Genomic DNA, 26,423 nt, shown 5'->3' on the forward strand with positions numbered 1-26,423 from the left:
GCCCTCGTTTGAATGGGGGTATGGGATCACTGGCGGAGGAGTTGGCGGGCGTCGATCGGTTGTTGGCCGATGCGATGGGTTCCTCTGGCGCGGATGGTGCGGGGGCGGATGCTGCGGATGGTGACTTGCGGTTCGCTGGTGATGATGAGCTTCTCGCTGTGGTCCAGGTGTTGGGGCGTGTGCAGCGGCGGTTGGATGGTGCGATCGTGGCGGTGACGGATCAGGTCGTGGGGCGGGATGAGTGCGAGCGTGAGGGGCGGTTGTCGACGCGGGCGGGATGCCGGGATGCGGCCGAGCTGCTGCGCCGCACCCTGCTCGTGGACGGGCCGGCCGCACGCCGGTGTGTGGCCGCGGCGGGGGCGGTGCGCCGTGAGGTGGACATCACCTCCGGTGGGATGTTGCCGGGGAAGTTCCCCGAGCTGGCGGACGCGTTGGCGGACGGGGTGCTGTCGGTGGGCGGGTTCCTGGCCTGCACGACCCCGTTGGTGAAGGCGGTCCGGGTCGGTGTGGCGGACCGGTTGGCGGCGGATGCGGTGCTGGCGAGGTTCGCGGCCGGGCTGCCGTTGGACGGCACGGATCCTGGCGATTCGGGGGTGGCGCCGGCGCCGACGGTGGATGAGCTTGCCGCGCTGGCGGCGCATATCGTGGCCCGCCTGGATCCAGATGGGGCGGAGCCGTCGGATCGGGCCGGGCGGCGGCGGAGGTATTTCACGATCGGGAAGCTCCGCGACGGATCCGTCCCCGTGCGGGGTGAGTTGTTGCCGGAGGTCGCGGCGCAGTTGCAGAAGCTCGTCGATTCCCTGTTGAACCCGAAAGCCGAAGACACCGGCAGCAGCAGCACCGTGCGGTTCCGGCCCTCGGACGACGACGGTGACGGCGAACGCAGCGACGACAGCAGTCACGGCGACGACGAGACCAGCGATGACGGGACCGGTGGCGGCGACAGCGACGACGGCGGGACCAGCGGCGCCCGCAATGACACCCACTTCGGCAGGGGCGATCGCGGCAACGGTGGCGCCGGCGCTGATGACGGCGATGACGATGATTGGTTCGATGCGAAGTACTCCAGCAGCACCGAGTACGAGGCCGGCGAAGAGGTCTCGGATCGTGCCGACGGGCTCCCCGAACACAAGGCGAAATCTCCGCCGGTGGAGTTGGCGGACCTGCGCACCCACGCGCAGAAACGTCACGACGCGTTCGCGACCGCCCTGATGGTCGCCGCCGCCTCCGGGGGCATGCCCACCCTGGGTGGTGCGGCACCGACCCTGGTCGTCTCGGTCACCGCGGAGGACTACGCGCACCGCACCGGCCGGGCCAGGATCGACAGCACCGGATACGACGTCCCCCTCGGCGCGGCCGATCATGCCGGGTGCGCGGGAGGTGTGCAGCGGGTGCTGTTCGACGAGAACGGTGCGATCGTCGCGATCAGCACCAGTGCGCGCCTGTTCAACGCGACCCAACGCCGCGCGATCGTGCTCAGAGACCGCGAATGCCTCATCCCCGGCTGCGACGTGCCCGCCGACTGGTGCGAACTCCACCACGTCGAAGAACACGCCCGCGGCGGACCCACCCACACCAGCAACGGCGTGCCCCTGTGCTGGCACCACCACCACACCCTCGACGAAGGCATCTGGAAGATCCGCATGCGCAACGGCATGCCAGAGATCCGCGGCCCCAACTGGTGGGACCCCTATGCCAAATGGCGATCACCCCACCACAACTACACCGCCGTCCACGACGCCCTCAACCACGCCCTCGACCACGAACGCCACACCGAGCCCGAATCCGCATCGAACACCCGGTGACATCGACCACGACCACGACTGTTTACCCACCCGGAACACCCGATGACTCCGCGCGGTTGACCCTCACATGAGGCAGCTGACTGACATCGACGTCGTCGTGTTCGACGTGCTGGGAACTCTTGTCGATGAAGCGACAGGATTACGGACGGCGGTTCGCGAGGCGATTCCCGACGCCGACGTTCGGCAGGTGCAGTCCCTGGCCCAGGATTGGCAGCGTTTCGTCGCCGATCAGCAGACCGAGATCGCAGAAGGGCGTCGCGCCTACGTCGACTCGGAAGTGCTCGATGCAGAAGCCGCTCTCCATGTTCTCGCCGCCGCAGCGGCCCTGGGCATCGCTGTGGCACCCGGTGTCACGACGACGCCCGATGTCGCAACGGCACCCGGCGCCTCGGTAGAACTGGCGGCGACGAATGAGGTGGGCGCAGCATCCGATACCGTCGCCCGCCTCGCAACCGCAAGCAGGCGCCTTCTGCCATGGCCGGATTCCGTCGCGGGACTCGAGCGGATTGCCGCACGCGTGCCGATTCTCGCGCTGTCCAACGCAGCGCCGACGACGCTCCTCCACCTTGCCGCGCTCACCGGCCTGCGTTGGCATCACGCTGTGACCGCCCACGAAGTCGCCGCCTACAAGCCGGCGCCGGCGCTCTACCGACGCGCGGTGCAGGTCGCCGACCGCGCACCAGAGCGGATCCTCATGGTCGCCGCGCACGCGTGGGACCTCCGCGCCGCACAAGACGCCGGCATGCGCACGTGCTACGTCGATCGGCCGGTCGGCGATCCGCCCACGGCATCCGATCGCTTCGACGCGTCCGTCGCCGGGCTGGACGAGCTCATGACATCCCTCGGGTAATCTTCAGAACGAACACACATGTGCTCCGGGGTCGGTGAAATTCCGAACCGGCGGTCATAGTCCGCGACCCGCTGCTCTTCGGAGCGGCGGTTGAACCGGTGGAACTCCGGTACCGACAGTCAAAGTCTGGATGGGAGAAGCACAGCGTGAGCTATGCGCGGCGACGCGCATGTCAGAGCGCAGCATCCTCCTCGGCAGCATCGATGCCGAATGGAGAACGATGGACATCCTGCGCTGGCTGGTCGAAGCCTTCAACTCGCAGTGGGTACTGCCCGGTGGGCAGAGCCTGCTCATCCGCGAGGTCGTCGGCAACGTCTTCGGCCTCGCCAGCGCACTGGGCGGCATGCGCCGCAAGGTCTGGGCATGGCCGGTCGGCATCGTCGGCAATCTGCTGCTGCTGACGGTGTTCCTCGGATCCATCCTCAACCCCGCCCATTCACTGCCGAACTTGCTCGGTCAGGCAGGGCGCCAGATCATGTTCATCGCCGTCGCGATCTACGGCTGGATCCGCTGGCGACAGCTGAAAGCCGGCGGCGGGCAGGTGACTCCACGCTGGGCACCGAACAGCGCACGCGTCGGACTCGTACTCGTCATGATCATCGGAACGATCGCTCTGACGCCCCTGTTCCGTCTGCTCGGCTCGTGGGAACCGGTCTGGGCGGATGCCTGGACCTTCGTCGGATCGCTGCTCGCGACCTACGGCATGGCGAAGGGCTGGACCGAGTTCTGGCTGATCTGGATCGCCGTCGACGTCGTCGGCGTGCCACTGCTCTTCAGCTCCGGGTACTACGCCACCGGCTTCATGTACGTGTTCTACGGCGTCTTCACCGCCGTCGGATTCGTCGTCTGGTGGCGCGCGCACGCGAACGCCAAGCCGAAGATCGACACGATCATGCCCGACCCGCGCATAGCGAGGACCGACCAGAATGGAGAGTGATGTTCGACAGCCCGCTCTCCGCCTCGGCCTACGAGGTGCTCGGCGTCGACCCCACCGCCACCGCTGACGAGATCAAGCGCGCGTTCCGCCTGCGCTTGCGCCAGACGCATCCGGATGCCGGCGGCGATGCTGCCGCGTTCAACCAGGTGCAGCGGGCGTGGGAACTGGTCGGCACGGTCGAAGCCCGCGCCGCCTACGATCCCGGCCACGGCTTCTCGGCCGACGAGGTGACCTGGAGCGGTTGGCAGGCGCCTCCTGCCCGCACCGACACCCGTCCGAAGGCACGCTCCTATGGACACCCGGGCGGTTGGCGTCGCGAGCGCTACCTGTCATTGATCCGCGAATGGGCGGGCCACGGCGTCGAAGTTCCCGACCCTTACGACCCGGCGCTCGTACGCTCAGCACCGCATGAACTGCGCCGAATGCTCGCCGACGCCCTCGCCGAAGAGGAGACCGCGCGCACCGTTTCCGACCTCGGCATGGGCTTCACCGTGTGGCACGACGTCGCGACCGGCCCGGAGCCCGACGCGAAGCTCGACCACGTCATCCTCAGCCCGTCCGGCCTGTACGGCGTGCTGTCCGAGGACTTCGGCGAGGTCGTCCGCTTCCGACGCGGCGAGATCATCGGCCCGGCCGTCGACGGCGCCGCACCCATCGCCGCTCTCCTCGCCCGCATGCGCGTCGTCGCACGTTCAGCTCGCGTTCGCTTCGGCGGAGCGATCGTCGTGCTGCCCGACGACGACCTCGACCAGGCAATCACGCCCCTCGGGAAGGTGCGCGGCGTCCCTGTGGTCGTCGTGCGCCGCAGCGCGCTGCACACCGTGCTGCGCCAGGGCGTGCCGGGCGCGCGCGACATCGGCGGCAACGAGCTGTTCGATGTGCGCACGCGCCTGCAGCACGCCGTGCGATTCGTCTGAGCGACGGGCTCAGATCGAGCCGAGCGCTCAGCAGAACGAGCTGACCGCCTCCCACGCCGACGCCACCTCGGCCTGACCCTCACGGGTCACGGCCGCTTCGATCAGGCCGTACGAGCGATCGGAGGCGAAGAACACCTCATTGGGGTTGTCGAGACCGTAGGGCTCGAGATCGACGACGAAGTGATGCTTGTTGGGCATCGAGAAGCGGATCTCCGCGATCTCAGGATGTGCTGCGAGAACCGCGCGCCCCATGTCGAACAGCGTCGCCTGCAGCGCCGCCGAGTATTGCCGCGTGAACTCCTCCAGCAGGATGCGCTTCACATCCGCGTAGATCTCATTGAAGTCCAGATCGCGAGCATCGGCATCCTGGGCATACCGCCAGCGCGCCGAGACGTCGGTGGCGAGGATGCGGTCGGTAGTCTCCTTCAGCGACGTGTATCTGTCCTTCGGGAACCCGACGAATCCGGACTGCGTGGTCTTGAGCACCGTCAGTCCCTTCAGCCCGGCGATGATGTGCCGCTCCGCCCCCTCGGCGACGACGACGGCCGTGCGCGTCTCTTGCCCCGATCGGACGAAGGAATGGTCGTGCCCTTCGCCGTCGACCTGGATCCGATCCCACGCGTAGCTCTCAGCGAGCCAGCGTCCGCCCTCGACCCAGTCGAACGAGCTCGTGAAGTGGTCGGAGAGTCTCAACAGGAATGCCTCGGGCGAGCCGATCCCGTCGCGCGCGAACGAGAACACGGTGTTCTTCTGGGTGTCGGTCGCGACGACGTGGCCGTTGTCGCCGTCGAGATGCGCGGCCTCGAAGTCGCCACGCAGCTGCGAGGTGACGTTGAGGTCTTCGATCGAATGCCGGTCGCCGTCTCTGGTGACCTTGACGACGCGGACCTCGGCCTTGCCGTACTGGTTCGGTCCGAGGATGATGCCGTCGTCAGGCGTCTCGGCGGCGGTCTCGGTCTGGCGGCGGGTCATGATGTCGGTCATCGTTCTAACTTCCTCGGTAGGTCGAATATGCGAAGGGACTCAGCAGCAGCGGCACGTGATAGTGGCGCTGCTCGTCATCGACGACGAAGGTGAGCACGACTTCGGGATAGAAGGTGGGGGTGTCGGTGCGGGCGAAGTACCCGCCGGTGTCGAAATGGAGCCGGTACGTGCCGGCGGGCACGGCCTCGGGGCCGAGCTGCTTCGCCCGGCCGTCGGCATCCGTGACGCCCTCGGCGATCAGCATCCATTCGCCATCCCGGAGCGCGGAGAGCACGACCGACACGCCAGGAGCCGGCAGCCCCTGCACAGCATCGAGGACGTGGGTCGTGATGTGCGACACAGCAGTCATGCGATGATCGTTCCTCTCAGTCGGAGCAATGCGATCTCTCGCAGCTGCCCGGCGATGATCCGCTCTTCCGAGTCGGGGTCGTGCTGCAGGCGTTCCCGCAGACTCGATAGGATCTCTGCCGCGGTACGTCCGGCCGCACGGATCAGGAAGACCCGGCCGAAGCGCTCCTCGTACGTGAGATTGCCCTCACGAAGCGCCTGCTGCACGTCGGCGTCGGACGGGTCGACCCCGGCCTGCTCCGAGCGCGAGAGCGTCGCCTCTCTACTGTCCCCTCCCGCACGCTCGCCGATCCGAGGATGGTGAGCGAGGGCCGAATCGATCTCCTCGGTCGTGAACGGATCGGCGGCCTGCGCCGCCGCCACCACGAGAGAGTCGACCGACTCGTAGGGACGGCGATCGACGATGTCTTCACACCATCGCGTCACGTCGATACACGGCCGGAGCGCGGTGACGGCATCGCCCCGCTCCGCCAGATTGAATTGCTCAAGCAACATTGCTTGATCTCTTTCTCTTGCGTGCTGGCATCCACGGTGTAAGGAATACGGGAGAAGTTCTCTCGTATCGTGGAACTGTTATTTCAGCATACGACAATTATATGACTGGATGCTGGTGCTCGCAAGCCCTGCGCCCCAGTTCAGCGGTCATTTCAGCAGGGCATCCCGGAGACGGGCGACGTGCCCTTCAGGGTTGACGTTGTACTCCACGGACGAGATGACGCCGTCGGCATCGACCACCGCTGTGGTGCGGATCAGACCATCGAACGTGCGGCCGTTCACCGTCTTCTGCCCCCAGGCACCCCATTCCTTGGCGACGGCGGAATCCTCGTCGGAGAGCAGCGGGAAGCTCAGCTGCTCGGCCTCCGCGAACTCCGCGAGCCTCGACACCGGATCGGGTGAGATCCCGAGCACCGTGTATCCGGCGCCCTGGAACGACCCGAGATTGTCGCGGAAGTCGCACGCCTCTGTGGTGCAGCCTGGCGTGAACGCCGCCGGGTAGAAGTAGACGATCACGGGTGTGCCGCGCAGCTCGGAGAGCGTGCGCTGGTTTCCGGATGCATCGGTGAGCGTGAAGTCCGGAGCCTTCTGGCCGACCTCGAGCTCTTCGGTTGAGTTGATCATGCGGTTTCTCCATTCTCGATAGGTTCGGCGGTTCTCCGACTGGCCGGGTCTTCCCGACGCAGCAGCCGGCCGCGAGGCGCGTCGCTGTCGACCGGCACTCCGGCGAGGTAGGTCGTTCGCACGATACCCGTGAGCTGCTGCCCGTCATAGGGGGTGATCGGATGCCGGTGCGCGAGCCGCTTCGCGTCGACGGTGAATTTCTCCTCCGGGGCGAAGACGGCGAAGTCGGCAGCTCCCCCCTCGACGATGCGGCCCTTGTCGACCAGACCGACCCGTGCGGCCGGCTTCTCGGCCATGAGCGACACGACTTGCTCGAGCAAAAACCCGCGCTCACGCGCATGCGTCCACACGAGCGGGAGCCCGAGCTGCAGCGAGGCGATGCCGCCCCACGCCAGCGAGAAGTCGCCGTCGCCGGCGAACTTCATCTCCGGCGTCGATGGCGAATGATCGGAGACGATGTAGTCGATGATCCCCTCCGACAGTCCGCGCCAGAGTTCTTCGCGATTGTCGCCCTCGCGAATCGGCGGACAGCACTTGAACGCGGTGCTCCCGTCGAGGATGTCTTCGGCGGTGAGGGTCAGGTAGTGCGGGCACGTCTCGACCGTGAGATCGACGCCGTCGGCACGCGCCGCGGCGATACGACTCAACGAATCGCCGTTCGACAGATGCAGGATGTGCGCGCGGACGCCGGTGTCCACGGCGCCCTGGATCACCTCGGCGATCGCCGCATCCTCCGCGGAGCGCGGTCGCGAGGCGAGGAATGGCGCGTATTCGCGGCTGCCCGGCTGCACGGACTCCTCGATGATGTGCGCGTCTTCGGCGTGCACGATCAGCAGCGAGTCGAGCTCGGCAAGCACCGCCATCGCCTCGCGCATCTCCGCCACCGATACCTCGGGGAACTCATCCACACCGGAAGGGAGCAGGAAGCACTTGAAGCCGTACACGCCCTCATCGTGCAGCGGGGCGAGTTCGGCGATGTTGCCGGGGATCACGCCGCCCCAGAAACCGACGTCGACGAAGACGCGCCCCTCGGCCACGGCGCGCTTCTCGTCGAGAGCAGCGACAGAGACGGTGGGAGGGATGCTGTTGAGCGGCATGTCCACGATCGTCGTGACCCCACCCGCCGCCGCAGCCCTCGTGGCGGACTCGAAACCCTCCCACTCGGTGCGACCCGGCTCGTTGACGTGCACATGAGTGTCGACGAGCCCGGGCAGCAGCACCTCGTCGGCCGCGAGCTCGACGATCCGGTCGGCGTCGAGTCCGGTGCCGACTGCGCCGATGCGAGCGATACGACCACCCTGCACTCCGACCTCGGCCGCCACGAAGGTGCCGTCGATCAGGGCTCGTCCTCGGAGGACGAGATCGTAGCGCTGTGCGGGAGCGGACGATGCGGGCTCAGGCGTCGCGGGACCGACCGCCTCGAGGATGTCGCGCACCAGGCTCTCGGCGAGCTCTTCGAGCAGCGCCCCGGCCTCGGTCATGCTGCGCTGCGCATCGGGCTCCAGCTCCGACAGCGCACGCACCCCGGCGAAACCCGCATCCGAGATCGATTCGGCAGACAGCGTCGTCCGCCCGCACACGGCGTACACCGGCAGCCCGGCGACGGCGGCGGCCCTGGCGACGCCGACCGGGGTCTTCCCCATCAGGCTCTGCTCGTCGAGGCTTCCCTCGCCGGTGATGACGGCATCCGCTCCGTTGAGTTTCGCGGCGAGGCCGGTCTCTTCGAGCACGACGTCGACGCCCGCGCGTCGGGTCGCGCCGAGCGCGATGGCCGCGAACCCCACGCCACCGGCAGCGCCGGCGCCCTGTCGAACGGATGCCTCGGCGGCCGGGACGGCGAGTCCGCCAGCGGCATCCAGCACTTCGACCAACCTCGAGAGACCGGCCTCAAGCGTGGCGACGTCTTCGGCAGTGGCGCCCTTCTGGGGACCGAACACCTCAGCGGCGCCCGTCGGCCCGGTCAACGGATTGTCCACGTCGCTCGCCAGGACGATCTCGGCGTCGGTCAGTCGCGCATCCAGTGCGCTGAGATCCACAGATGCGAGACGCCCCAAAGCGGCACCTCCCGGCGGCAGCTCTTCGCCCTCCGCGTCGAGGAACCGCGCGCCGAGCCCCTGCAGCAGACCGGCCCCGCCGTCGGTCGATGCGCTGCCACCGATTCCGAGCACGATGCGCCGGCATCCGACATCCAGCGCCGCTCGGATGAGTTGACCGGTGCCGAGACTCGTCGCCCTGAGCGGGTCCTTCCGTCCTTCCAGCAGGTCGAGGCCGGACGCACGGGCCATCTCGACGACCGCCTCGTCACCGCGCACCGCGAACTCCGCCGAGATCTGCCCTCCGGTGGGTCCGGCGACGAGCGCGGTTCGCGATTCGAAGCCGGCGGCGAGCACAGCATCCAGAGTTCCCTCGCCTCCGTCGGCGACGGGAACGGTCACGACCTCGATCGCTGGATCCACGCGCCGCGCTCCCGAGGCGACCCTTTCGGCCACCTCGGGAGCCGTCAGCGACCCTTTGAACTTGTCGGGGGCGATGACCAGACGCATCTCAGACCTTCGCGAGCGAGAGGATCGCGGTCGGAGCATCCTCGGGCGTCACGGCGAGCTCGCCGAACTCGTTCACGTTGTCGAGTTCGGTGCCCATCGGAATGTTCGTCACGCGCTCGAGGATCGCTTCGACCACGACGGGAACCTGGTGCTGATCGATGAGTGACTGCGCCTCGGCGAATGCCGCGGCGAGGTCTTCGGGGCGCTCGACACGGATCGCCCGGCATCCGAGTCCCTCTGCGACCTTGACATGGTCCACACCATAGCCGTTCGCCGTGCTGCCCTCCACGTGCGGAGAGTTGATGTTCTCGAACGCCAGTGACACCTCGAAGTCCATCTCGAAGCCGCGCTGGGCCTGACGGATCAGCCCGAGGTAACTGTTGTTCACGACGACATGGATGTAGGGCAGCTTGTGCTGCGCGCCGACCGCGAGCTCCTCGATCATGAACTGGAAGTCGTAGTCGCCCGACAGCGCGACGACCGTCTCGCCCGGCTTGCCCCGGACGACACCGAGGGCCGCAGGCCCTGTCCAGCCGAGCGGCCCTGCCTGCGCGGCGTTGATCCACTTGCGCGGACCGAAGACGTGCAGCAATTGCGCGCCGGCGATCTGCGAGAGCCCGATGGTCGTGACGTAGGTGGTGTCCTTGCCGAAGGCGCGGTTCATCTCCTCGTACACGCGCTGCGGCTTCATCGGCACGTCGTCGTAGTGCGTCTTGCGCTGCAGCGTGGCCTTGCGCTCGCGGCTCTCGTCGGCCCAGGCGGAGTAGTCCGGCAGAGTGCCCGACATGCTGCGCTCCCGCACGACCTCGAGGAACGCATCGAGGGCGGCACCGGCATCCGACACGATCCCGAAGTCCGGCGCGAAGACGCGACCGATCTGCGTCGGCTCGATGTCGACGTGCACGAACGTGCGGCCCTCGGTGTACGTGGAGACACTGCCGGTGTGGCGATTCGCCCACCGGTTGCCGATGCCGATCACGAAGTCCGACGCCAGCAGCGTCGCGTTGCCGTATCGATGCGCCGTCTGCAGGCCCGCCATCCCGGCGTTGAGGTCGTGGTCATCGGGGATCGTGCCCCAGCCCATCAGGGTCGGGATGACCGGGATGCCGAGCACCTCTGCGAACTCGACGAGTTGAGCCGACGCACCCGCGTTGATGATGCCGCCCCCGGCGACGATGACCGGATGCGCGCTCGCGGTCAGCATGTCGATCGCCTTCTCGGCCTGCACTCTGCTCGCGCAGGGCTTCGCGATCGGCAGCGGCTCGTAGGCGTCGATGTCGAATTCGATCTCGGTCTGCTGCACGTCGATCGGCAGATCGATGAGCACCGGTCCTGGTCGCCCTTCGCGCATCAGCTGGAACGCCTTCTGGAAGGCGCCAGGTACCTGAGCCCCCTCCATGACGGTCATCGCCATCTTCGTGAGCGGCTTCGCGATAGTCTCGATGTCGACCGCCTGGAAGTCCTCCTTGTGCAGCTTGGCGACCGGAGCCTGTCCGGTGATGCACAGGATCGGCAGCGAATCGGCCCAGGCCGCGTACAGCCCGGTGATCATGTCGGTGCCGGCGGGGCCGGACGTGCCGATGCAGACGCCGATGTTGCCGTCTGCGGCGCGGGTGTAGCCGTCAGCCATGTGGGCGGCGCCCTCGACGTGGCGGGCGAGGGTGTGCCGGATGCCGCCGTTGGCGCGCATCGCGGAGTAGAACGGGTTGATGGCGGCCCCTGGCAGGCCGAACGCCTCGATGGCGCCCTCCTTCACCAGGATGGCCACGGCGGCGTCTGCCGCGCGCATGCGGGTCATTTCGTGCTCCTAGGTCTGGTTTTCGGGGTTCACTCGCGACCAGCGAATGCCGCGGTCAGCTTGAACAGCCCGGAGTGGTCGAGGCCGGCATCGCCCTGCTGCACGGCGGAGCCGACGAGCTGGGCCACGTGGGCGCCGAGCGGAATGGTGATGCCGGCCTGTCGTGCGGCGGCGGTGATGATGCCCATGTCCTTGTTGTGGAGGGCGAGTCGGAAGCCGGGGGCGAAGTCGCGATCGAGCATCTTCTGCCCCTTCTGGTCCAAGACCTTTGAGCCGGCGAGACCGCCGCCGAGCACCTTGAGCGCGGCATCCGTGTCGACGCCGAAGGCCTCGAGGAAGATGATCGCCTCGGCGAGCGCCTGGATGTTCACGGCGACTATGAGCTGGTTCGCGGCCTTCACCGTCTGGCCCGCGCCCGCAGGTCCGACGTGGACGATCGTCTTTCCGACCGACTGGAGGATCTCGAGAGCTGCGGCGAAGTCGTCGTCGGTTCCGCCGACCATGATCGACAGCACGGCGTCGATCGCCCCCTGCTCTCCACCCGAGACGGGAGCGTCGACGGCGCGGAGGCCGGCGGCGATCGCCTCGTCGGCGAGTTCCTTGGCGACATCGGGGCGGATGCTGGACGCATCGATCCACAGCGCCCCATTCTTGGCGTGCGCGAAGATGCCTTCTTCGCCGCGGACGGCGGCTGCGACATCCGGGGAGTCCGGCACCATCGTGATGATGACGTCGGCGTCCTTCACGGCTTCAGCGATTCCGCTCGCGCCCTGGCCGCCCGCGGCGACGAGTTCGTCGATCCGGTCCTTGCTCAGGTTGTATCCGGTGACGGAGTGTCCGGCGGCGATGAGGTTCTTGGCCATGGGAAGGCCCATGATGCCGAGGCCGATGACTGCGATGTTGCTCATGATTGTTCCTTCGGTACGGGTGCGGCGTCGATGCCGCAGAAGTGGGGCGTGTTCAGCGCGTTTCGCCGACGGCCTGTGCCGCCCACGCGAATGCGGTCTCGATCGGCGCCTTGTATTCGAGGCCGATGTAGCCGGAGTAGCCGAGCTCCTGGCTCCGCGTGATCCAGGCATCGATGGGCAGTGAGCCCGTTCCTGGTGCGCCGCGCCCGGGGGCATCCGCGATCTGGATATGGCCGAACGAAGCGGCGTGCTCTTCGATGACCTGCGGCACATCGTCGCCGTTGACCGCGAGGTGATAGAAGTCGGCGAGCAGCGCGAGGTTGCGCGCGCCCGTCGAGGTACGCACGTGCGCGATCACGTCCAGCGCATGCGCCGCGGTGCGCAGCGGGTAGCGCTCGGCGCCGCTGACCGGCTCGACCAGCACGGTGCCCCCAATGGCAGCGACGGCCTCGGCCGCGGCGGCGAGGTTCTCGATCGCCACGGCGTCCTGGGCGGCCGGATCGATGCTGGGGATGCGGTTGCCGTAGAGCGCGTTGAAGCCCTTGGTGCCGAGCGCACCGCCGATGCCGACGACGACGGCCAGATTGTCGCGGAACTCCTTGCCGCGCGACGGCCAGGAGACGAGGCCGCGGTCGCCGTTCGGCATGTCGCCGGCGTTGAAATTCAGACCGGTCAACTGCACACCGGCGTCGCGGATGGCGGCGATGAACGCGTCGACCTCGTGGTCGAGCGGCACGGAGGTGGAGAACGGCCACCAGAACTCGACCGCGTCGAATCCGGCGGCCTTCGCCGCGGCCGGGCGCTCGAGCAGCGGGAGCTCGGTGAGAAGGATCGAGCAGTTCACCGTGTACGTCATTTCGACTCCTTCGTCGCGTGAGATGGTTTCCATATTGTGGAAGAGAACTTCTGCTAGATGAAAGTCTAAGACGAGAGTGGTGGGCTGTCAATGGTCGGCGTCGGCGTCACGGTCATGAGGGCGGGGTTCCCGCGCTGGGAAGAAGAGTTTGCGGGGTTTCCGGGCTGGGGGAGCCCCAAAAGTCTTCTTCGCTCCGCGGTGGATGGCGACGGGGCCGGGCTGGGCGCGAGGGCTGGTGGGTGCGGGCGACTTGGCCTGCACGAAGTGGGATCGGAAGGGGTTCTGCACCGGTCGCGCCGATCGCAGAATGCCGGCTCCTTCTCGTACGCGAACATCAGGGATGCGACAGAAGGTCCGACTGCACCGACGCCTGGGCGATGCGTTCTCCGTCGCGAGCGCCGCGGCCGCCGGTATCGGCTCTGACCGGCTTCGCGCTCGCGAACTGCACCGCCCGTTCCGCGGCGTTCGCTCGATCGAGGCGCCGGAGACGTTCCAGGAGTACCTGGGCTGCTACGCCCCTCGCCTGAAGTCGGGCCAACGGTTCGGAGGCATCACAGCGGCGCGGGACTGGGGCCTCCCGCTCCCCTCGGAATGGACTCCGAAAGAGCCGCTCGAGGTCGTCGTCACGTCATCCGCAGCTCCGCCGAAGATTCGAGGAGTACGTGGACGCCGTCTTCGCGAGAACCGCGCCACGACGTTCACTCTCAGAGGGCATCCCGTCGTCGACCCCGTCGCCGCATTGTTCATGTGCGTCGGGGAACTCACTGTCACGCAGTCGGTCGTGATGCTCGATGCGCTGTTGACGACGGCATCCAACTATCCCGATCTCGGTCCCGGAAGGCCGCTGAGCACGCGAGATGAGATCTCCCGACGACTCGAAGAATGGGGGAAGTTTCCCGGATGCGGAACGATCCGCGCCGCACTGTGGCGCGCCCGCGAGAGGGTGGAATCGCCGAAGGAGACCGAGACCCGTCTGCTGCTCGTCGACAGCGGGCTGCCCGAGCCCAGCGTGCAGCATGAGGTGTGGGCCGATGGGCGGCTCCTCGGCCGAACCGACCTCGCCTACCCTGAGCAGCGGATCGCGTTCGAGTACGAGGGCGACGGCCACCGCACGGACAAGGACCAGTGGCGCAAGGACATCCAGCGGCAGCGGCATCTCGAGGGTCAGGGGTGGATCGTGATCCGCCTCACCCAGGCCGACCTCGACGAGCCGGAGCTGCTGGTCGCCAGCATCCGGCGCGCGATGGCCGCCCGCCGCAGGTGACCGGGTCGCCCGTGACTCCGACGTCCCCGGATGCCGGATGCCAGATGCCGGAAGCAAGAAGAGTTTCCGGGGTTTTCGGGCGGGATGATCCCGGAAACTGTTCTTTGGTCGCGGCGCGATGGGCGCCACCAACGTGTCGACGCGTCCGGCGCGGCCCGTCAGCCCCAGGGTCGCGGATCCGCACCACGGGTCAGCATGACCTGGCGGTTGACGTCCTTGTAGAGCAGGTACCGGAACGGTCCGGGTCCCCCCGCATAACAGGCCTGCGGGCAGAAGGCGCGCAGCCACATGAAGTCGCCCGCCTCCACCTCGACCCAGTCGTCGTTGAGCCGGTACACGGCCTTGCCCTCGAGCACGAAGAGGCCGTGCTCCATGACGTGCGTCTCGGCGAACGGGATCGATCCGCCGGGCTGGAACGTCACGATGTTGACGTGCATGTCGTGCGACAGGTCATCCGGATCGACGAAGCGCGTCGTCGCCCATGCCCCGTCGGTGTCCGGCATCTCGCGCGGAGTGACGTCCTGGTCGCGCGTGACGAACGACTTCGGCGGCTCGATGCCCTCCGCGCGTTCGTACGCCTTGCGGATCCAGTGGAACGACGTCGTCCCCGCGCCGTCGTTCGACAACGACCACGCCTCCCCCGGCGCGATGAACGCATAACCGCCTTCGGCGAGAACGTGCGACTCTCCGGCGAGAGTCAGCGTCAGCTCTCCCGCCGTGACGAACACGACGCCCTCGACGCCGGCCTCCGGCTCGGGGCGGGAAGCTCCGCCGCCCGGCTGGATCTCGACGATGAGCTGCGAGAACGTGGTGGCGAATCCTGCGATCGGACGGGCGATGATCCACGAGCGCGTCTTCGAGAAGCCGGGCAGGTTGCTCGTGACGATGTCGCGGAAGACGCCTTTGGGGATGACCGTGTACGCCTCTTTGACGATGGCGCGATCCGTGAGCAGCGTGCTCTGATCCGGCAGACCGCCGGCTGGCGTGTAGTAGCCCATGATTCTCCTCCTCGAGTGGTTGGTGAGCTCGCGTCAGGCGCGGGCGAGAGCGTGGTCGGCGAGCCGAGGGTGAGCGAGTGCGGTGAGCGCGTCGACCCGGATGCCGATGTCGGCAGTCACCTCGTCCGCGTCGATCGCCCCGCACTGCACTCCGCGGAGCACGAACCACGCCAGCGCCCGCGCCGTGGCCGGCTCGTCCATGACAGCGCCCTCTTCTTGCGCGAGGTAGGTGCGCAACCGCGACGCAGCGTCGGTATACCCGTCGCGATAGAACGCGTAGGTGGCGAGATAGCGCGTGGCCAACTGGTGCGGATGCAGGTCCCAGCCCTGATAGAAGCCGCGTTCGAGCGAGCGCCGCACGAGTCGCGCGTGCAGCGACCATGCCTCGGCCGCGCGCTCGCCCACCGGCAGGATGTTGGTCGAGCCGTCAGAGAGTCGGATGCCGGTGCCTGCGACCGCGAGCTGCATGACCTGCTTCGCGAGATCGGCGGCCGGATGCTCCATCGACTGATACTCCGCGGCGATGCCGAGCGAGGCACTGTAGTCGTAGGTGCCGTAGTGCAGACCAGAGATGCGGCCCGGGGCGACGACGGGCAACTGCGCCAGCGGCGAGCGCCCGTCGGCCCCGAGCACGAGCTGGGGCGTCTCGACCTGCACTTCGAAGCGCAGACGTCCGGCATCCAGTCCGTGTGCACGCTCGAGAGCCGCCACGGCGATGACCATCGCCTCCACCTGCGCGGTCGTCGTCACCTTCGGCAGGGTGAGCACCAGACCGTCGGGCAGACCGCCGGCCTCGAGCAGACCGCCGATGAACCGATCGAGAGTGCGAAGGCCGCGGGCACGCGTCGGCTTCTCGAAGCATTTGAAGCGGATGCCGATGAAGGGCGGAGCCGACCCGGATGCCACGGCATCCGACACCTTCGACGCGGCCATCGCGACATCCGTGTCTTCCGCGTCGCCGCGATCGCCGTAGCCGTCCTCGAAATCGAGTCGCAGGTCTTCGATCGGCTCCGTGGCGAGCTTGCGCGCCACCCTACCGGCCACATCGCCGATGAGACCGGGCTCGATGCCGACCTGAGCGGCGAGGTTCTCCATCCCACCGGCCGCCTCGACCGCGGCGAGCGCCTGCGCACCCCACTGCGAGGCGAGATCCGGCGTGAACCGATCCGCGGGAACGTAGACGGTGTGAACAGGCTGACGCGCACCGCTGTCACCCGGATAGACCGTGTCGAGGAGGTCGTCCGTCGCGGCGAGGTGCTGATCGATCTTCGCCATGTCGGCGTCGCTGAGTCCGTTGCTCATGCGGGCACCGTTGCGGCGGCATCCGTGAGCAACTCGTATGCCGGCAGGGTCAGGAAGTCGACGTACTCGTCGTCGAGGCAGATCTGCGAGATCAGGCGGGCCGCGGGCTGGTAGTGGTTCTCGAATTCCTCGTCACTGACGTCACCAGCGATCTTCGAAACCTCTTCGGCCAGCAGACGCTGCACGAGGTCAGGGGTCACTTGCTCGCCGGTATCGGCGAGTGGGGTGCCGTTACGCAGCTGCTGCCAGATCTGCGAGCGCGAGATCTCGGCGGTCGCAGCATCCTCCATGAGGTTGTTGATCGCGACCGCACCGTTGCCGGAGAGCCACACCGCGGTGTACGTGATGGCGACGGCGAGATTGGTGCGCAGGCCGGCCTCCGTCGCGCTTCCGGATGCCGACGTCACGTCGAGCAGCTCATCGGCAGTGACGGACACCTCGGGGCGCTGGCGATCGAGCTGATTGGGACGCTCGCCGAGCACGGCGTCGAAGACCTCGCGGCAGATCGGGACGAGGTCGGGATGTGCGACCCACGATCCGTCGAAGCCGTCGCCGGCCTCACGCGTCTTGTCGGCGTGGACCTTGGCGAAGGCAGCCTCGGTCGCCTCCACATCTTTGCGGTTCGGCACGAAAGCGGCCATGCCGCCCATTGCGACGGCGCCGCGCCGGTGACAGGTCTTGACGAGCAGCTCGGTGTAGGCGCGCATGAACGGTGCGGTCATCGCGACGTCGGCGCGGTCTGGGAGGCTGAATGCCTCACCCTGGTCGCGGAAGACCTTGATCAGGCTGAACAGGTAGTCCCAACGTCCGGCGTTGAGACCCGAGGCGTGGTCGCGGAGTTCGTAGAGGATCTCGTCCATCTCGAAGGCCGCAGGGATGGTCTCGATCAGCACCGTGGCGCGGATCGTCCCCTGAGGGATGCCGAGAGCATCCTGAGCATGCACGAACACATCGTTCCACAGTCGCGCTTCACGGTGGCTCTCGAGTTTCGGCAGGTAATAATACGGACCGTGTCCGTTGGCGATGAGCTGGCGGGCGGTGTGGAAGAAGTGCAGCCCGAAGTCGACGAGCGACGCACTGGCGCGTTCGCCGTCGATCAGCACGTGACTCTCGGAGAGATGCCAGCCCCTGGGCCGCGCGACCACGGTGGGACGGTGCACATCCGTGCGCAGGGCATACGGCTTTCCTGCGGGCGACGTGTAGGCAAGCGTGCCGCGGGCGGCATCGCGGAGGTTCCGCACGCCTTCGATGACGTTCTCCCAGGTGGGGCTCGAGGCGTCTTCGAGGTCGGCGAGCCAGACGCGTGCCTCTGAGTTCAGCGCGTTGATCGCCATCTTCGCGGGAGCGGCGGGGCCGGTGATCTCGACTCGACGGTCTTCCAGCGCGGCCGGCGCTGCCGCGACCTGCCAGTCCGCCTCGCGGATATGGGCGGTCTCTGCCAGGAAATCGAGGCGCCCCGTGCGGGCGACCTGCTCGCGGCGCAGCTGGCGTGCGAGGAGCAGTTCGCGCCGTCTGGTGTCGAATTCACGGTGCAGGTCTTCCACGAAACGGAGTGCGTCTGCGGTGAGGATGTCGTCCGCCGCGTCGATGCGGGGCTGACGTGTGATCTGGATGGTCATGCGACCCCTTCTGTCATGTGGATAATAACCTCCACAATACGGAAGTTTCAAGAGCACGCCCGATTCGCTGATGGGATAGCCTGATCGGGAAGTCCTTTCCACCATGTGGATAAGTGTCGAAGTCGAGAGGTTTCTCAATGCCCGCTGCAGCATCCGACGGCGTGAAGTCCGTCACCCGGGTCTTCGACCTGCTCGAACTCATCGCCGACGCCGGCGGGGACGTCACCCTCAGTGAACTGTCCGCGTCAGCCGAACTGCCGCTGCCCACGATCCACCGGCTGCTACGGACGCTCGTCTCTCTCGGCTACGCCCGCCAGCTCGCGAACAGGCGCTACGCCCTCGGCCCTCGACTGGTGCGACTCGGCGAGGCCGCGAACCGCAAGTTCGGCCGGATCGCCATGCCGCAGCTCAAGGACCTCGTCGAGCGACTCGGCGAGACGTCGAACCTCGCCACGATCGACGGTGACCGCGTGATCTACGTGTCGCAGGCGCCGTCTCCGCACGCGATGCGCATGTTCACCGAGGTGGGCCGGCGCTCGTACCTGCACTCCACCGGTGTCGGCAAGGCGATCCTCGCGCAGATGAGCGATGACGCCGTCCGCGACATCGTCTCCCGCACAGGGATGCCGCGTGACACCGAGCATTCGCTCGCCACCATCGACGCGCTGCTGGCCGACCTCGCTGTGACGCGCGAGCGCGGCTACGCGATCGACGACGGCGAGCAGGAGATCGGTGTGCGCTGCTACGCCATGGCGGTGCCCGACATGCCCACGCTCACGGCGGTCTCGGTCTCCGGCCCTGTCGCCCGCGTCGACGAGGGCTTCGCCGAGCGGGCCATTCCCGTGCTGCGCGAGGTCGTCGCCGAGATCTCCGCGCTCTCCAGCGCGACCTGAGCACAGCCCCCTTGTGGGCCACTGAACAGATCCTGCACACGCTGTCGGGAGGATTTCTCCCCCGACGGAGGAGACTTCGTTCGGGATACTCCTCCGATCAGCGAGATCTCCTCCCATCCGGGCGAGCGCGCGGGGAGGAGCTTGCGCAGGCCTGGGAACGCGTCACGCGCGACCTCACGCGCGACGCACTTGACCGAGCCCGACGTTCGGCCTATCCTTTCCATGGAACAGAATAGTGTTTCCGAATGCTGGAAACAGGACAATCTGTTTGACCCCCACCCGGCAGCGTCAGGCGCCTAGACTCGCATCACTGGATCCGAATCTGCGCCCTTAGCACTGCCGGATCTGAGGAGATCCACCTATGAATGACATCGCCGTCAACGTAAACGGAAAGAGCCGCCCGCTCACGGGCGCTCCTGCACACACCACCGCCCTCGACTGGCTCCGCGGTGCCGGACTCTCGGGCGCCAAAGAAGGCTGCGCCGAGGGGGAATGCGGCGCCTGCGCGGTGCTTCTGGCCACGCCGACCCCCGAAGGCGGCACCGCGTGGACCTCGGTGAACTCCTGCCTCGTGCCCGTCTACGCACTCAACGGCCAGGAGGTCATCACCTCTGAAGGATTGGGCAGCCCTGACGCACTGCACCCAGTGCAGGACAAGCTCGCCGAAGCCGGCGGCTCGCAGTGCGGCTACTGCACTCCCGGGTTCGTCTGCAGCATGGCGGGCGAGTACTACCGCGACGGTCGCGAAGCAGTGGTCGAGAGCGCCGACGAGGAATGCCCTGTCCACGACGGCGAGCACGGACCGAACGGATTCGACCTGCACGCGCTCAGCGGCAATCTCTGCCGGTGCACCGGTTACCGCCCGATCCGCGACGCCGCCTACGCACTCGGTTCGCCCGAGAGCGATGATCCCCTGCTGCAGCGCCTCGCCGACCCGGCGCCCCTCCCGGTCGCCACGGCGGCCACCGTCGATGGCTCCCGCTTCATCCGCCCGGCGTCCTTCGACGAGACCCTGCGCCTGCTGCGGGACGAACCGGATGCTCTGCTCGTCGCAGGCTCCACGGATTGGGGCGTCGAGGTCAACATCCGCGGCTCCCGGGCGCCCCTCGTCGTCGCGATCGAACACCATGAAGAGCTGCGCAGGCTCGTCGTCACCGACGACGAGATCGAGATCGGCGCCGCACTGCCGCTGTCCGAGATCGAGTCGCGCCTCGGCGGCACAGTTCCGCTGCTCGCACAGCTGTTCCCGCAGTTCGCCTCCCGACTGATCCGCAACCGCGGAACCATCGGCGGCAACCTCGGCACCGGATCGCCGATCGGCGACACTCCCCCGGCACTGCTGGCTCTCGGCGCCCACGTGGTGCTGACGTCCGCTGACGGCGAGCGCGAAGTCGACCTCGCCGAGTACTTCACGGGCTACCGCCAGTCCGTCAGACGCGCAGACGAGCTGATCCGCGCCGTGCGCATCCCTCGACCGCTCGCGAAGGTGACCTCGTTCCAGAAGATCGCCAAGCGCCGCTTCGATGACATCTCCAGCGTCGCGGTCGCGTTCGCCCTCGACATCGAGGACGGCGTCGTCACGGCGGCGAAGATCGGACTCGGCGGTGTCGCAGCCACCCCGTTGCGCGCTCGCGCGACGGAAGACGCCCTGGTCGGGCAGCCATGGAATGTCGGCACCGTCCGCGCAGCATCCGAGATCCTCGGCGGTGAGGGCACCCCGATGTCCGACCACCGCGCGAGTTCGGAATACCGCGCGCTCATGCTCAACACCGCGCTGCTCAAGCTTTACAGCACGACCGTCCTCGACAACAAGGAGGTGTCGGCATGAGTGCTCTCGCCGACCGTCCAGCCAACCCCGTCGTCGGAATCCGCGCCCCGCACGAGAGCGCCGCCCTGCATGTGACGGGCGCCGCGATGTACACCGACGACCTCGCCGCCCACACCGCCGGCGTGCTCACCGCCTGGCCGGTGCAGTCCACCAACGCCCACGCCAAGGTCACGATCGACGTCTCGGGCGCCTACGAGGTGCCGGGCGTCGTCCGCGTGCTCACCGCCGACGACGTGCCCGGCGTCAACGACGCGGGCATCAAGCACGACGAACCGCTGTTCCCCGACGAGGCGATGTTCTACGGCCACGCCCTCGTCTGGGTGCTCGGCGAGACGCAGGAGGCAGCGCGCCTCGGCGCCGCGGCCGTCAAGGTCGAATACGAGCCACTTCCGTCACTGATCACGATTCAGGATGCCGTCGACGCCGACTCCTTCCAGGGCATCGCGCGCACGGTCGAACGTGGGGATGCGGCATCCGCTCTGGCATCCGCGGCGCACGTCTTCGAGGGTGTGAGCGAGTTCGGCGGCCAGGAGCACTTCTATCTCGAGACGCAGGCGTCGTTCGCGAAGATCGACTCCGAGGGTCAGTACTTCGTGGAGTGCTCGACGCAGCATCCGTCCGAGACGCAGGAGATCGTCGCGCACGTGCTCGACCTCTCCTCGAACCAGGTCACCGTGCAGTCGCTGCGCATGGGCGGCGGGTTCGGCGGCAAGGAGATGCAGTCGCACGGTTTCGCGGCGATCGCCGCACTCGGCGCGAAGCTCACCGGTCGGCCGGTGCGGCTGCGCCTGAACCGCACGCAGGACATCACGATGACCGGCAAACGGCACCCCTTCCACATCTCGTGGAAGGTCGGCTTCGACGCCGATGGTCTGCTGCAGGGCCTGGATGCCGTGCTCACCTGCGACGGTGGATGGAGCCTCGACCTGTCCGAGCCGGTGCTCGGCCGCGCGCTCTGCCACCTCGACAACGCGTATTGGATTCCCAACGTGCACGCGCTCGGGCGGATCGTGAAGACCAACAAGGCGTCGAACACGGCGTTCCGCGGATTCGGCGGCCCGCAGGGCGTGTTCCTCATCGAGGACATCCTGGGCAGGGTCGCTCCCGCGCTCGGCATCGACGCGCTCGCGCTGCGCGAGAAGAACTTCTACCAGCCTGGTCAGAGCACGCCGTACGGCCAGCTCGTGAAGGATGCTGATCGCCTCGGCACCATCTGGAATCAGCTGCACGACGAGGCAGACATCGACGAGCGTCGGGCGGAGATCGCTCGGTTCAACGCCGGCAGCCCGCACTCCAAGCGCGCACTCACGATGACGCCGATCAAGTTCGGCATCTCGTTCAACTTCGCCGCCTTCAACCAGGCCGGCGCGCTCGTGCACGTCTACAAGGACGGCTCGGTGCTGATCAACCACGGCGGCACCGAGATGGGCCAGGGCCTGCACACCAAGATGCTGCAGGTCGCCGCGACCGCACTGGGCCTCGAGATGCATCAGGTGCGCCTCGCTCCAACCCGCACCGACAAGGTGCCCAACACCTCGGCCACTGCGGCATCCTCGGGCGCCGACCTCAACGGCGGTGCGGTCAAGAACGCGTGCGAGCAGATCAGGGAGCGGATGGCTGCGGTCGCAGGGCGCCTGCTGAATGTCGACGAGCGCGATGTGCGCTTCTCGGGTGGTCTGATCACGGGTCTCGGCAACACGTCGCAGACCCTGACCTTCGCCGAGGTCGCAGAGGCCGCCTACCTGCAGCGCGTGCAGCTCTTCGCGGCCGGGTACTACCGCACGGAGGGACTGCACTGGAATCCCGAGATCATGCAGGGCTCGCCGTTCAAGTACTTCGCCTACGGCAGCGCCGCGACCGAGGTCGAGGTCGACGAGTTCACCGGTTCCTACACTGTGCGCCGCGTCGACATCGTGCACGACGTCGGCGACTCGCTCTCGCCGATGCTCGACATCGGACAGGTCGAGGGCGCGTACGTGCAGGGCGTCGGCTGGCTGACGCTCGAAGAGCTGCGCTGGGACACCAGCGACGGTCCGCACCGCGGTCGCCTGCAGACGCAGTCGGCATCGACGTACAAGCTGCCCAGCTTCTCGGAGATGCCCTCGGAGTTCAACGTGCGCCTGTTCGAGGATGCGCGTGAGGACGGCGCTGTCTACGGGTCGAAGGCCGTCGGAGAGCCGCCGTTCATGCTCGCATTCAGCGCGCGTGAGGCGATCCGCGAGGCCGTCGGCGCGTTCGGGCCGGAGGGCCACATGGTCGAACTCGGTTCGCCTGCGACGCCGGAGGCGGTGTTCTGGGCGGTCCGCGCCGTGCAGCGGGCCGCGGCAGAGACTGCGCCCGACCGCGCGGGAGCCCACCAGCTCGCCGCCGTTCGCTGATCGGACGCGGGATGGACTGGCTCGACGCCCTGCAGGATCTGCGCACACGGCGCGTTCCCGCCGTCGTCGTGACCATGGCGCTCGTGCGGGGCCACGCGCCCCGCAACGGCGGCGCGAAGATGGTGGTCTCGCCCGATGCCGTGTTCGGCACGATCGGGGGTGGCAATCTCGAGGCGACCGCGATCGATCGGGCACGGGCGATGCTCGCGGCCGGTTCGGGCGAGCCAGAGCTGCTCACGCTCACGCTCAGCGACAAGGCGACGACGGAGTACGGCGTGCAGTGCTGTGGAGGAGAGGTCACGATGATGCTCGAGCCGATGCGGGTCGTCCCCGTGGTCGCGATCTTCGGGGTGGGGCACGTCGGGCTTGAGCTCGCGCGCATCCTCTCGCGGCACGAGATCGATCTGCACCTGATCGATTCCCGCCCCGAGATGCTCGCGCCCGAGCGTGTGGGTGAGCCGGGTCGAGACGGCGTCTTCGCGGATGCTGTCGCCAGGGTCCACATCACGCACTCCCCTGTTCCGGAGGCGGCACTCATGACGCTGCCCGCCGACGCCCACGTGCTGGTGATGACGCACGACCATGTCGAGGACCTCGCCGTCGTCGACCAGTCGCTTCGTACCGACGGCATCCGCTCGATCGGCCTGATCGGCTCATCGTCGAAGTGGGCGCGCTTCCGAAAGAAGCTCACCGAACTCGGGCACAGCGACGCGGATCTCGCCCGCGTCACCACCCCGATCGGCGTGCCCGAGGTCTCGGGGAAGCAGCCGGCGGTCATCGCGGTCAGCGTCGCCGCCCGCATCCTCCAGCTCATCGACGAGGCCGCGCCGGTCGCCGTCGCGGGTGACGACCTGTGACCGACGCTCCACACGCTTCTGCGATCGTCACCGGTGCCGGCAGCGGCATCGGGCGCGCGATCGCGCGCGCTTTGCTCGCCGGCGGATTCGGGGTGACGCTGGCCGGCCGGCGCAGCGGGCCGTTGCTTGAGACTGCTGCGGGCGATCCTCATGCACTCGTCGTCGAGACCGACATCACCGATCCCTCTCAGGTGGAGCGCCTGCTCGCTCGCCACGTGGAACGCTTCGGGCGGCTCGACATCCTGGTGAACAACGCCGGCGTGTTCGGTCCGAACGCCGACATCGGAGACCTCATCTCCGCCGAGTGGGAGTCCACGCTCGCCGTCAACCTCACCGGCGCGATGCTCTGCGCAGGTGCGGCCTTCCGACAGATGAAGGCGCAGTCGCCGGTCGGCGGTCGCATCATCAACAACGGCTCAATCTCTGCGCAGACGCCGCGCCCTCGTTCGGTCGCGTACACGACGACCAAGCACGCCATTGCCGGGCTCACGAAGTCCATCGAGCTCGACGGACGTGCGCATCGGATCACCGCGACCCAGCTCGACATCGGCAATGCGCGCACCGAGTTGATCGACCGGCTGGTCTCCGACGGTGCGCTGCAGGCGGATGGCTCACGTCGACCGGAGCCGACGATGGATGCCGGGCACGTCGCCGACCTCGTCGTTCAGCTCGCACGGATGCCGCTCGAGGTCAGCGTGCCGCAGCTGACGGTCACAGCGGCCGGAATGCCGTTCATCGGCCGCGGCTGAAGGCGCGGCTGCGGGTTCGGCTGCGGTACGCGGCACGAAGGTCAGTCGGTACCCGCAGTGCGCACCTGGTGCCCCCGCACGAATGCCAGCGGAAGAGTGAGCAGCGCGAGCGTCGCGGCGGCGAGCAGCGCGGGCGGGAACGAGAACGCCGATGCGAGCAGCCCGACGACCACTGCGCCGAGCCCGGTTCCGGCGTCGAAGCCGATGTTCCACACCGCGCTGGCGACCACCTGGTCCCGCCGTGGCACCGCGGCGAAGGCTGCTCCGAGGGTGAGGTTCTGCAGGGCGCCGTACGCGATGCCGATCAGGGCCATGCCCGTCAACAGCATCCCTTCTCTCCCGGTATCGGCGGCCGCCCACGCGGTAGCGATCAGCCCCGCGATGGTCACGAGCACGAACGGCCACATCAGCCGCTGTGCGCCGACGCGATCGGAGAGGTGCCCGATACCCCACCGGGTGAGCGCTGCCAGTCCCGTCAGCAGAAGCAGCCCGATGGTCGTGATCATCGCCGAGACGCCGAACTGCGGCACGAACGTGATGAGCGCGCCGCCGGCGAGGGTGACCCCGAGCAGCAGGAACATCGGCGGCAGGAGTCCGAGGTAGCGGCGCACGCCGCGGTGCGCCTCATCGGCCGGATCGGGATGCGGCGGCAGTTTGTCGATGCTTCGCCCCAGCCGCGCCGCCGCGAAGATGCCCAGGACGGGTGCGGTCGCGAGCAGAAACACGAGCCCGAAGCCCAGCTGCTCGGCGATCCACGGAGCCGCCGGAAGCAGGAGAACCTGGGGACCTGCGATCCCGAGCCCGAACGCGCCGATCGCTCTGCCGCGCCGCGCGGGCTCGACGAGCTCGGCGACGGCGCCGCTGCCGCACACCGTCAGGACGGCGAACCCCGCACCGCGCACGGCGGCGAGGAGCAGGATCGGCGTCAACGCGTCGGAGAGCAGATGCGCTGCCGCGGGCAGTCCGAGCAGCAGCATGCCAACGACGAGCACTCGTGTCCAACCGAATCGGCGCAGCGCGGCGGGGACGAACAGCTGCGAGAGGACGGTGAAGAGCATGAAGACACCGGTCACGAGCCCTGCTCCGGCCTCGTCCGCTCCTCCGCGCACCGCCCACAGCGGGGCGATCGGCATCAGCAGCGCGTATCCGGAGAACCCAGCGACGACCATGCCGAGCAGGGCGGGCATGCCGGGCGCGCGCCACACCGACGCGGCGGCTCCTTGGTCGGGTGCGCTCTTCGATGCGGGGATCCTGCGTGATCGCATCCGTCCATCCTTTCATCCGGTACGTCCGGGCCGGCGGCGCCGTCTTCGACCGCGGGCGCCACGCGCCATCCGCGTCTCCCCCGGCCGGTCTTCGCGCGCAGTGCCAGAAGAGTTTCCCGGGTTCCCCTGCGCTCCGGGCCGTGAAATCCTTCTGCCATGCGCCTGGATGCCACGACCGATCCGGATGGGGGGGCCCGCTCGTCTC

At 67.9% G+C, this 26,423-nt stretch carries 22 protein-coding genes and 1 riboswitch; of the genes, 10 read left to right on the top strand and 12 right to left on the bottom strand.

What is annotated here, in order from left to right; translation table 11 throughout:
- Positions 1-20 precede the first annotated feature (20 nt).
- The 4 genes from IEV67_RS18920 to IEV67_RS03800 all read left to right on the top strand — a co-directional run bounded on the left by IEV67_RS18920 (position 21) and on the right by IEV67_RS03800 (position 4,509).
- A complete protein-coding gene (locus IEV67_RS18920) occupies positions 21-1,805 on the top strand; it encodes an HNH endonuclease signature motif containing protein (RefSeq protein WP_229702701.1) in 1,785 nt (594 codons plus the stop codon).
- A gap of 67 nt (positions 1,806-1,872) precedes the next feature.
- Positions 1,873-2,655 carry an HAD-IA family hydrolase gene (locus tag IEV67_RS03790; RefSeq protein WP_188435227.1) on the top strand — a complete coding sequence of 261 codons (783 nt, stop codon included), beginning with the start codon at positions 1,873-1,875 and terminating at the stop codon, positions 2,653-2,655.
- 17 nt (positions 2,656-2,672) lie between these two features.
- Positions 2,673-2,801: riboswitch (FMN riboswitch) on the top strand.
- A 74-nt stretch (positions 2,802-2,875) separates the two neighbouring features.
- Positions 2,876-3,592, top strand: coding sequence for a nicotinamide riboside transporter PnuC (gene pnuC / locus IEV67_RS03795; protein ID WP_188435731.1), 717 nt, complete (start codon positions 2,876-2,878; stop codon positions 3,590-3,592).
- The gene (locus tag IEV67_RS03800) at positions 3,592-4,509 is read left to right on the top strand and encodes a J domain-containing protein (RefSeq protein WP_188435228.1); all 918 of its coding nucleotides are present in this window, start codon (positions 3,592-3,594) and stop codon (positions 4,507-4,509) included. Before pnuC ends, IEV67_RS03800 begins: the two co-directional genes overlap by 1 nt.
- A 27-nt stretch (positions 4,510-4,536) precedes the next feature.
- Here the strand turns inward: IEV67_RS03800 and pucL are convergent, their stop codons facing one another.
- From pucL to IEV67_RS03840, 8 genes are all read right to left on the bottom strand, one after another.
- Positions 4,537-5,493, bottom strand: a complete 957-nt coding sequence (gene pucL / locus IEV67_RS03805; RefSeq protein WP_188435229.1) for a factor-independent urate hydroxylase — start codon at positions 5,491-5,493, stop codon at positions 4,537-4,539.
- 4 nt (positions 5,494-5,497) lie between these two features.
- Entirely contained in the window at positions 5,498-5,842 is a 345-nt protein-coding gene (gene uraH, locus IEV67_RS03810) for a hydroxyisourate hydrolase (protein WP_188435230.1), read from the bottom strand.
- Positions 5,839-6,336 carry a 2-oxo-4-hydroxy-4-carboxy-5-ureidoimidazoline decarboxylase gene (gene uraD / locus IEV67_RS03815; RefSeq protein ID WP_188435231.1) on the bottom strand — a complete coding sequence of 166 codons (498 nt, stop codon included), beginning with the start codon at positions 6,334-6,336 and terminating at the stop codon, positions 5,839-5,841. Before uraD ends, uraH begins: the two co-directional genes overlap by 4 nt.
- A gap of 147 nt (positions 6,337-6,483) precedes the next feature.
- Positions 6,484-6,960: a thioredoxin-dependent thiol peroxidase gene (bcp, locus tag IEV67_RS03820; protein ID WP_188435232.1), complete on the bottom strand. Its 477-nt coding sequence runs from the start codon at positions 6,958-6,960 to the stop codon at positions 6,484-6,486.
- Entirely contained in the window at positions 6,957-9,542 is a 2,586-nt protein-coding gene (gene allB / locus IEV67_RS19145) for an allantoinase AllB (protein WP_373284423.1), read from the bottom strand. The genes bcp and allB overlap by 4 nt, the downstream gene beginning before the upstream one ends.
- Positions 9,505-11,301, bottom strand: a complete 1,797-nt coding sequence (gene gcl, locus IEV67_RS03830) for a glyoxylate carboligase (protein ID WP_188435233.1) — start codon at positions 11,299-11,301, stop codon at positions 9,505-9,507. Before gcl ends, allB begins: the two co-directional genes overlap by 38 nt.
- Positions 11,302-11,330: 29 nt before the next feature.
- Entirely contained in the window at positions 11,331-12,380 is a 1,050-nt protein-coding gene (locus tag IEV67_RS03835) for a 2-hydroxy-3-oxopropionate reductase (RefSeq protein ID WP_373284424.1), read from the bottom strand.
- On the bottom strand, positions 12,262-13,065 hold the full coding sequence (locus tag IEV67_RS03840; RefSeq protein WP_188435235.1) for a hydroxypyruvate isomerase family protein: 804 nt from the start codon (positions 13,063-13,065) through the stop codon (positions 12,262-12,264). Before IEV67_RS03840 ends, IEV67_RS03835 begins: the two co-directional genes overlap by 119 nt.
- Before the next feature lie 340 nt (positions 13,066-13,405).
- Here IEV67_RS03840 and IEV67_RS03845 point away from each other — a divergent pair, with 340 nt between their 5' ends.
- The gene (locus IEV67_RS03845; RefSeq protein WP_188435236.1) at positions 13,406-14,329 is read left to right on the top strand and encodes a putative endonuclease domain-containing protein; all 924 of its coding nucleotides are present in this window, start codon (positions 13,406-13,408) and stop codon (positions 14,327-14,329) included.
- A gap of 158 nt (positions 14,330-14,487) precedes the next feature.
- Here the strand turns inward: IEV67_RS03845 and IEV67_RS03850 are convergent, their stop codons facing one another.
- From IEV67_RS03850 to aceB, 3 genes are read right to left on the bottom strand one after another with little or no spacing between them, the layout of a single operon-like run.
- Positions 14,488-15,327 carry a bifunctional allantoicase/(S)-ureidoglycine aminohydrolase gene (locus tag IEV67_RS03850; RefSeq protein ID WP_188435237.1) on the bottom strand — a complete coding sequence of 280 codons (840 nt, stop codon included), beginning with the start codon at positions 15,325-15,327 and terminating at the stop codon, positions 14,488-14,490.
- A 33-nt stretch (positions 15,328-15,360) separates the two neighbouring features.
- Positions 15,361-16,629 (bottom strand): DUF6986 family protein, encoded by a 1,269-nt coding sequence (locus tag IEV67_RS03855; protein ID WP_188435238.1) that lies wholly within the window; start codon positions 16,627-16,629, stop codon positions 15,361-15,363.
- Positions 16,626-18,248 (bottom strand): malate synthase A, encoded by a 1,623-nt coding sequence (aceB, locus tag IEV67_RS03860; protein WP_188435239.1) that lies wholly within the window; start codon positions 18,246-18,248, stop codon positions 16,626-16,628. Before aceB ends, IEV67_RS03855 begins: the two co-directional genes overlap by 4 nt.
- Before the next feature lie 137 nt (positions 18,249-18,385).
- Here aceB and IEV67_RS03865 point away from each other — a divergent pair, with 137 nt between their 5' ends.
- The 5 genes from IEV67_RS03865 (at position 18,386) to IEV67_RS03885 (ending at position 24,953) form a co-directional block, all read left to right on the top strand.
- Positions 18,386-19,141: an IclR family transcriptional regulator gene (locus IEV67_RS03865; protein ID WP_188435240.1), complete on the top strand. Its 756-nt coding sequence runs from the start codon at positions 18,386-18,388 to the stop codon at positions 19,139-19,141.
- 361 nt (positions 19,142-19,502) lie between these two features.
- On the top strand, positions 19,503-20,969 hold the full coding sequence (locus IEV67_RS03870) for a xanthine dehydrogenase small subunit (protein WP_188435241.1): 1,467 nt from the start codon (positions 19,503-19,505) through the stop codon (positions 20,967-20,969).
- Positions 20,966-23,347, top strand: a complete 2,382-nt coding sequence (gene xdhB, locus IEV67_RS03875) for a xanthine dehydrogenase molybdopterin binding subunit (protein WP_188435242.1) — start codon at positions 20,966-20,968, stop codon at positions 23,345-23,347. Before IEV67_RS03870 ends, xdhB begins: the two co-directional genes overlap by 4 nt.
- Before the next feature lie 11 nt (positions 23,348-23,358).
- The gene (gene xdhC, locus IEV67_RS03880) at positions 23,359-24,204 is read left to right on the top strand and encodes a xanthine dehydrogenase accessory protein XdhC (protein WP_188435243.1); all 846 of its coding nucleotides are present in this window, start codon (positions 23,359-23,361) and stop codon (positions 24,202-24,204) included.
- Complete coding sequence (locus tag IEV67_RS03885) at positions 24,201-24,953, top strand: SDR family oxidoreductase (RefSeq protein ID WP_188435244.1); 753 nt, start codon at positions 24,201-24,203, stop codon at positions 24,951-24,953. Before xdhC ends, IEV67_RS03885 begins: the two co-directional genes overlap by 4 nt.
- A 41-nt stretch (positions 24,954-24,994) precedes the next feature.
- Here IEV67_RS03885 and IEV67_RS03890 read toward each other — a convergent pair whose 3' ends face one another.
- The gene (locus IEV67_RS03890; RefSeq protein ID WP_229702703.1) at positions 24,995-26,218 is read right to left on the bottom strand and encodes an MFS transporter; all 1,224 of its coding nucleotides are present in this window, start codon (positions 26,216-26,218) and stop codon (positions 24,995-24,997) included.
- Positions 26,219-26,423: the final 205 nt, after the last annotated feature.

The sequence above is a fragment of the Microbacterium murale genome (assembly GCF_014635185.1).
Taxonomy (GTDB): Bacteria; Actinomycetota; Actinomycetes; order Actinomycetales; family Microbacteriaceae; genus Microbacterium; species Microbacterium murale.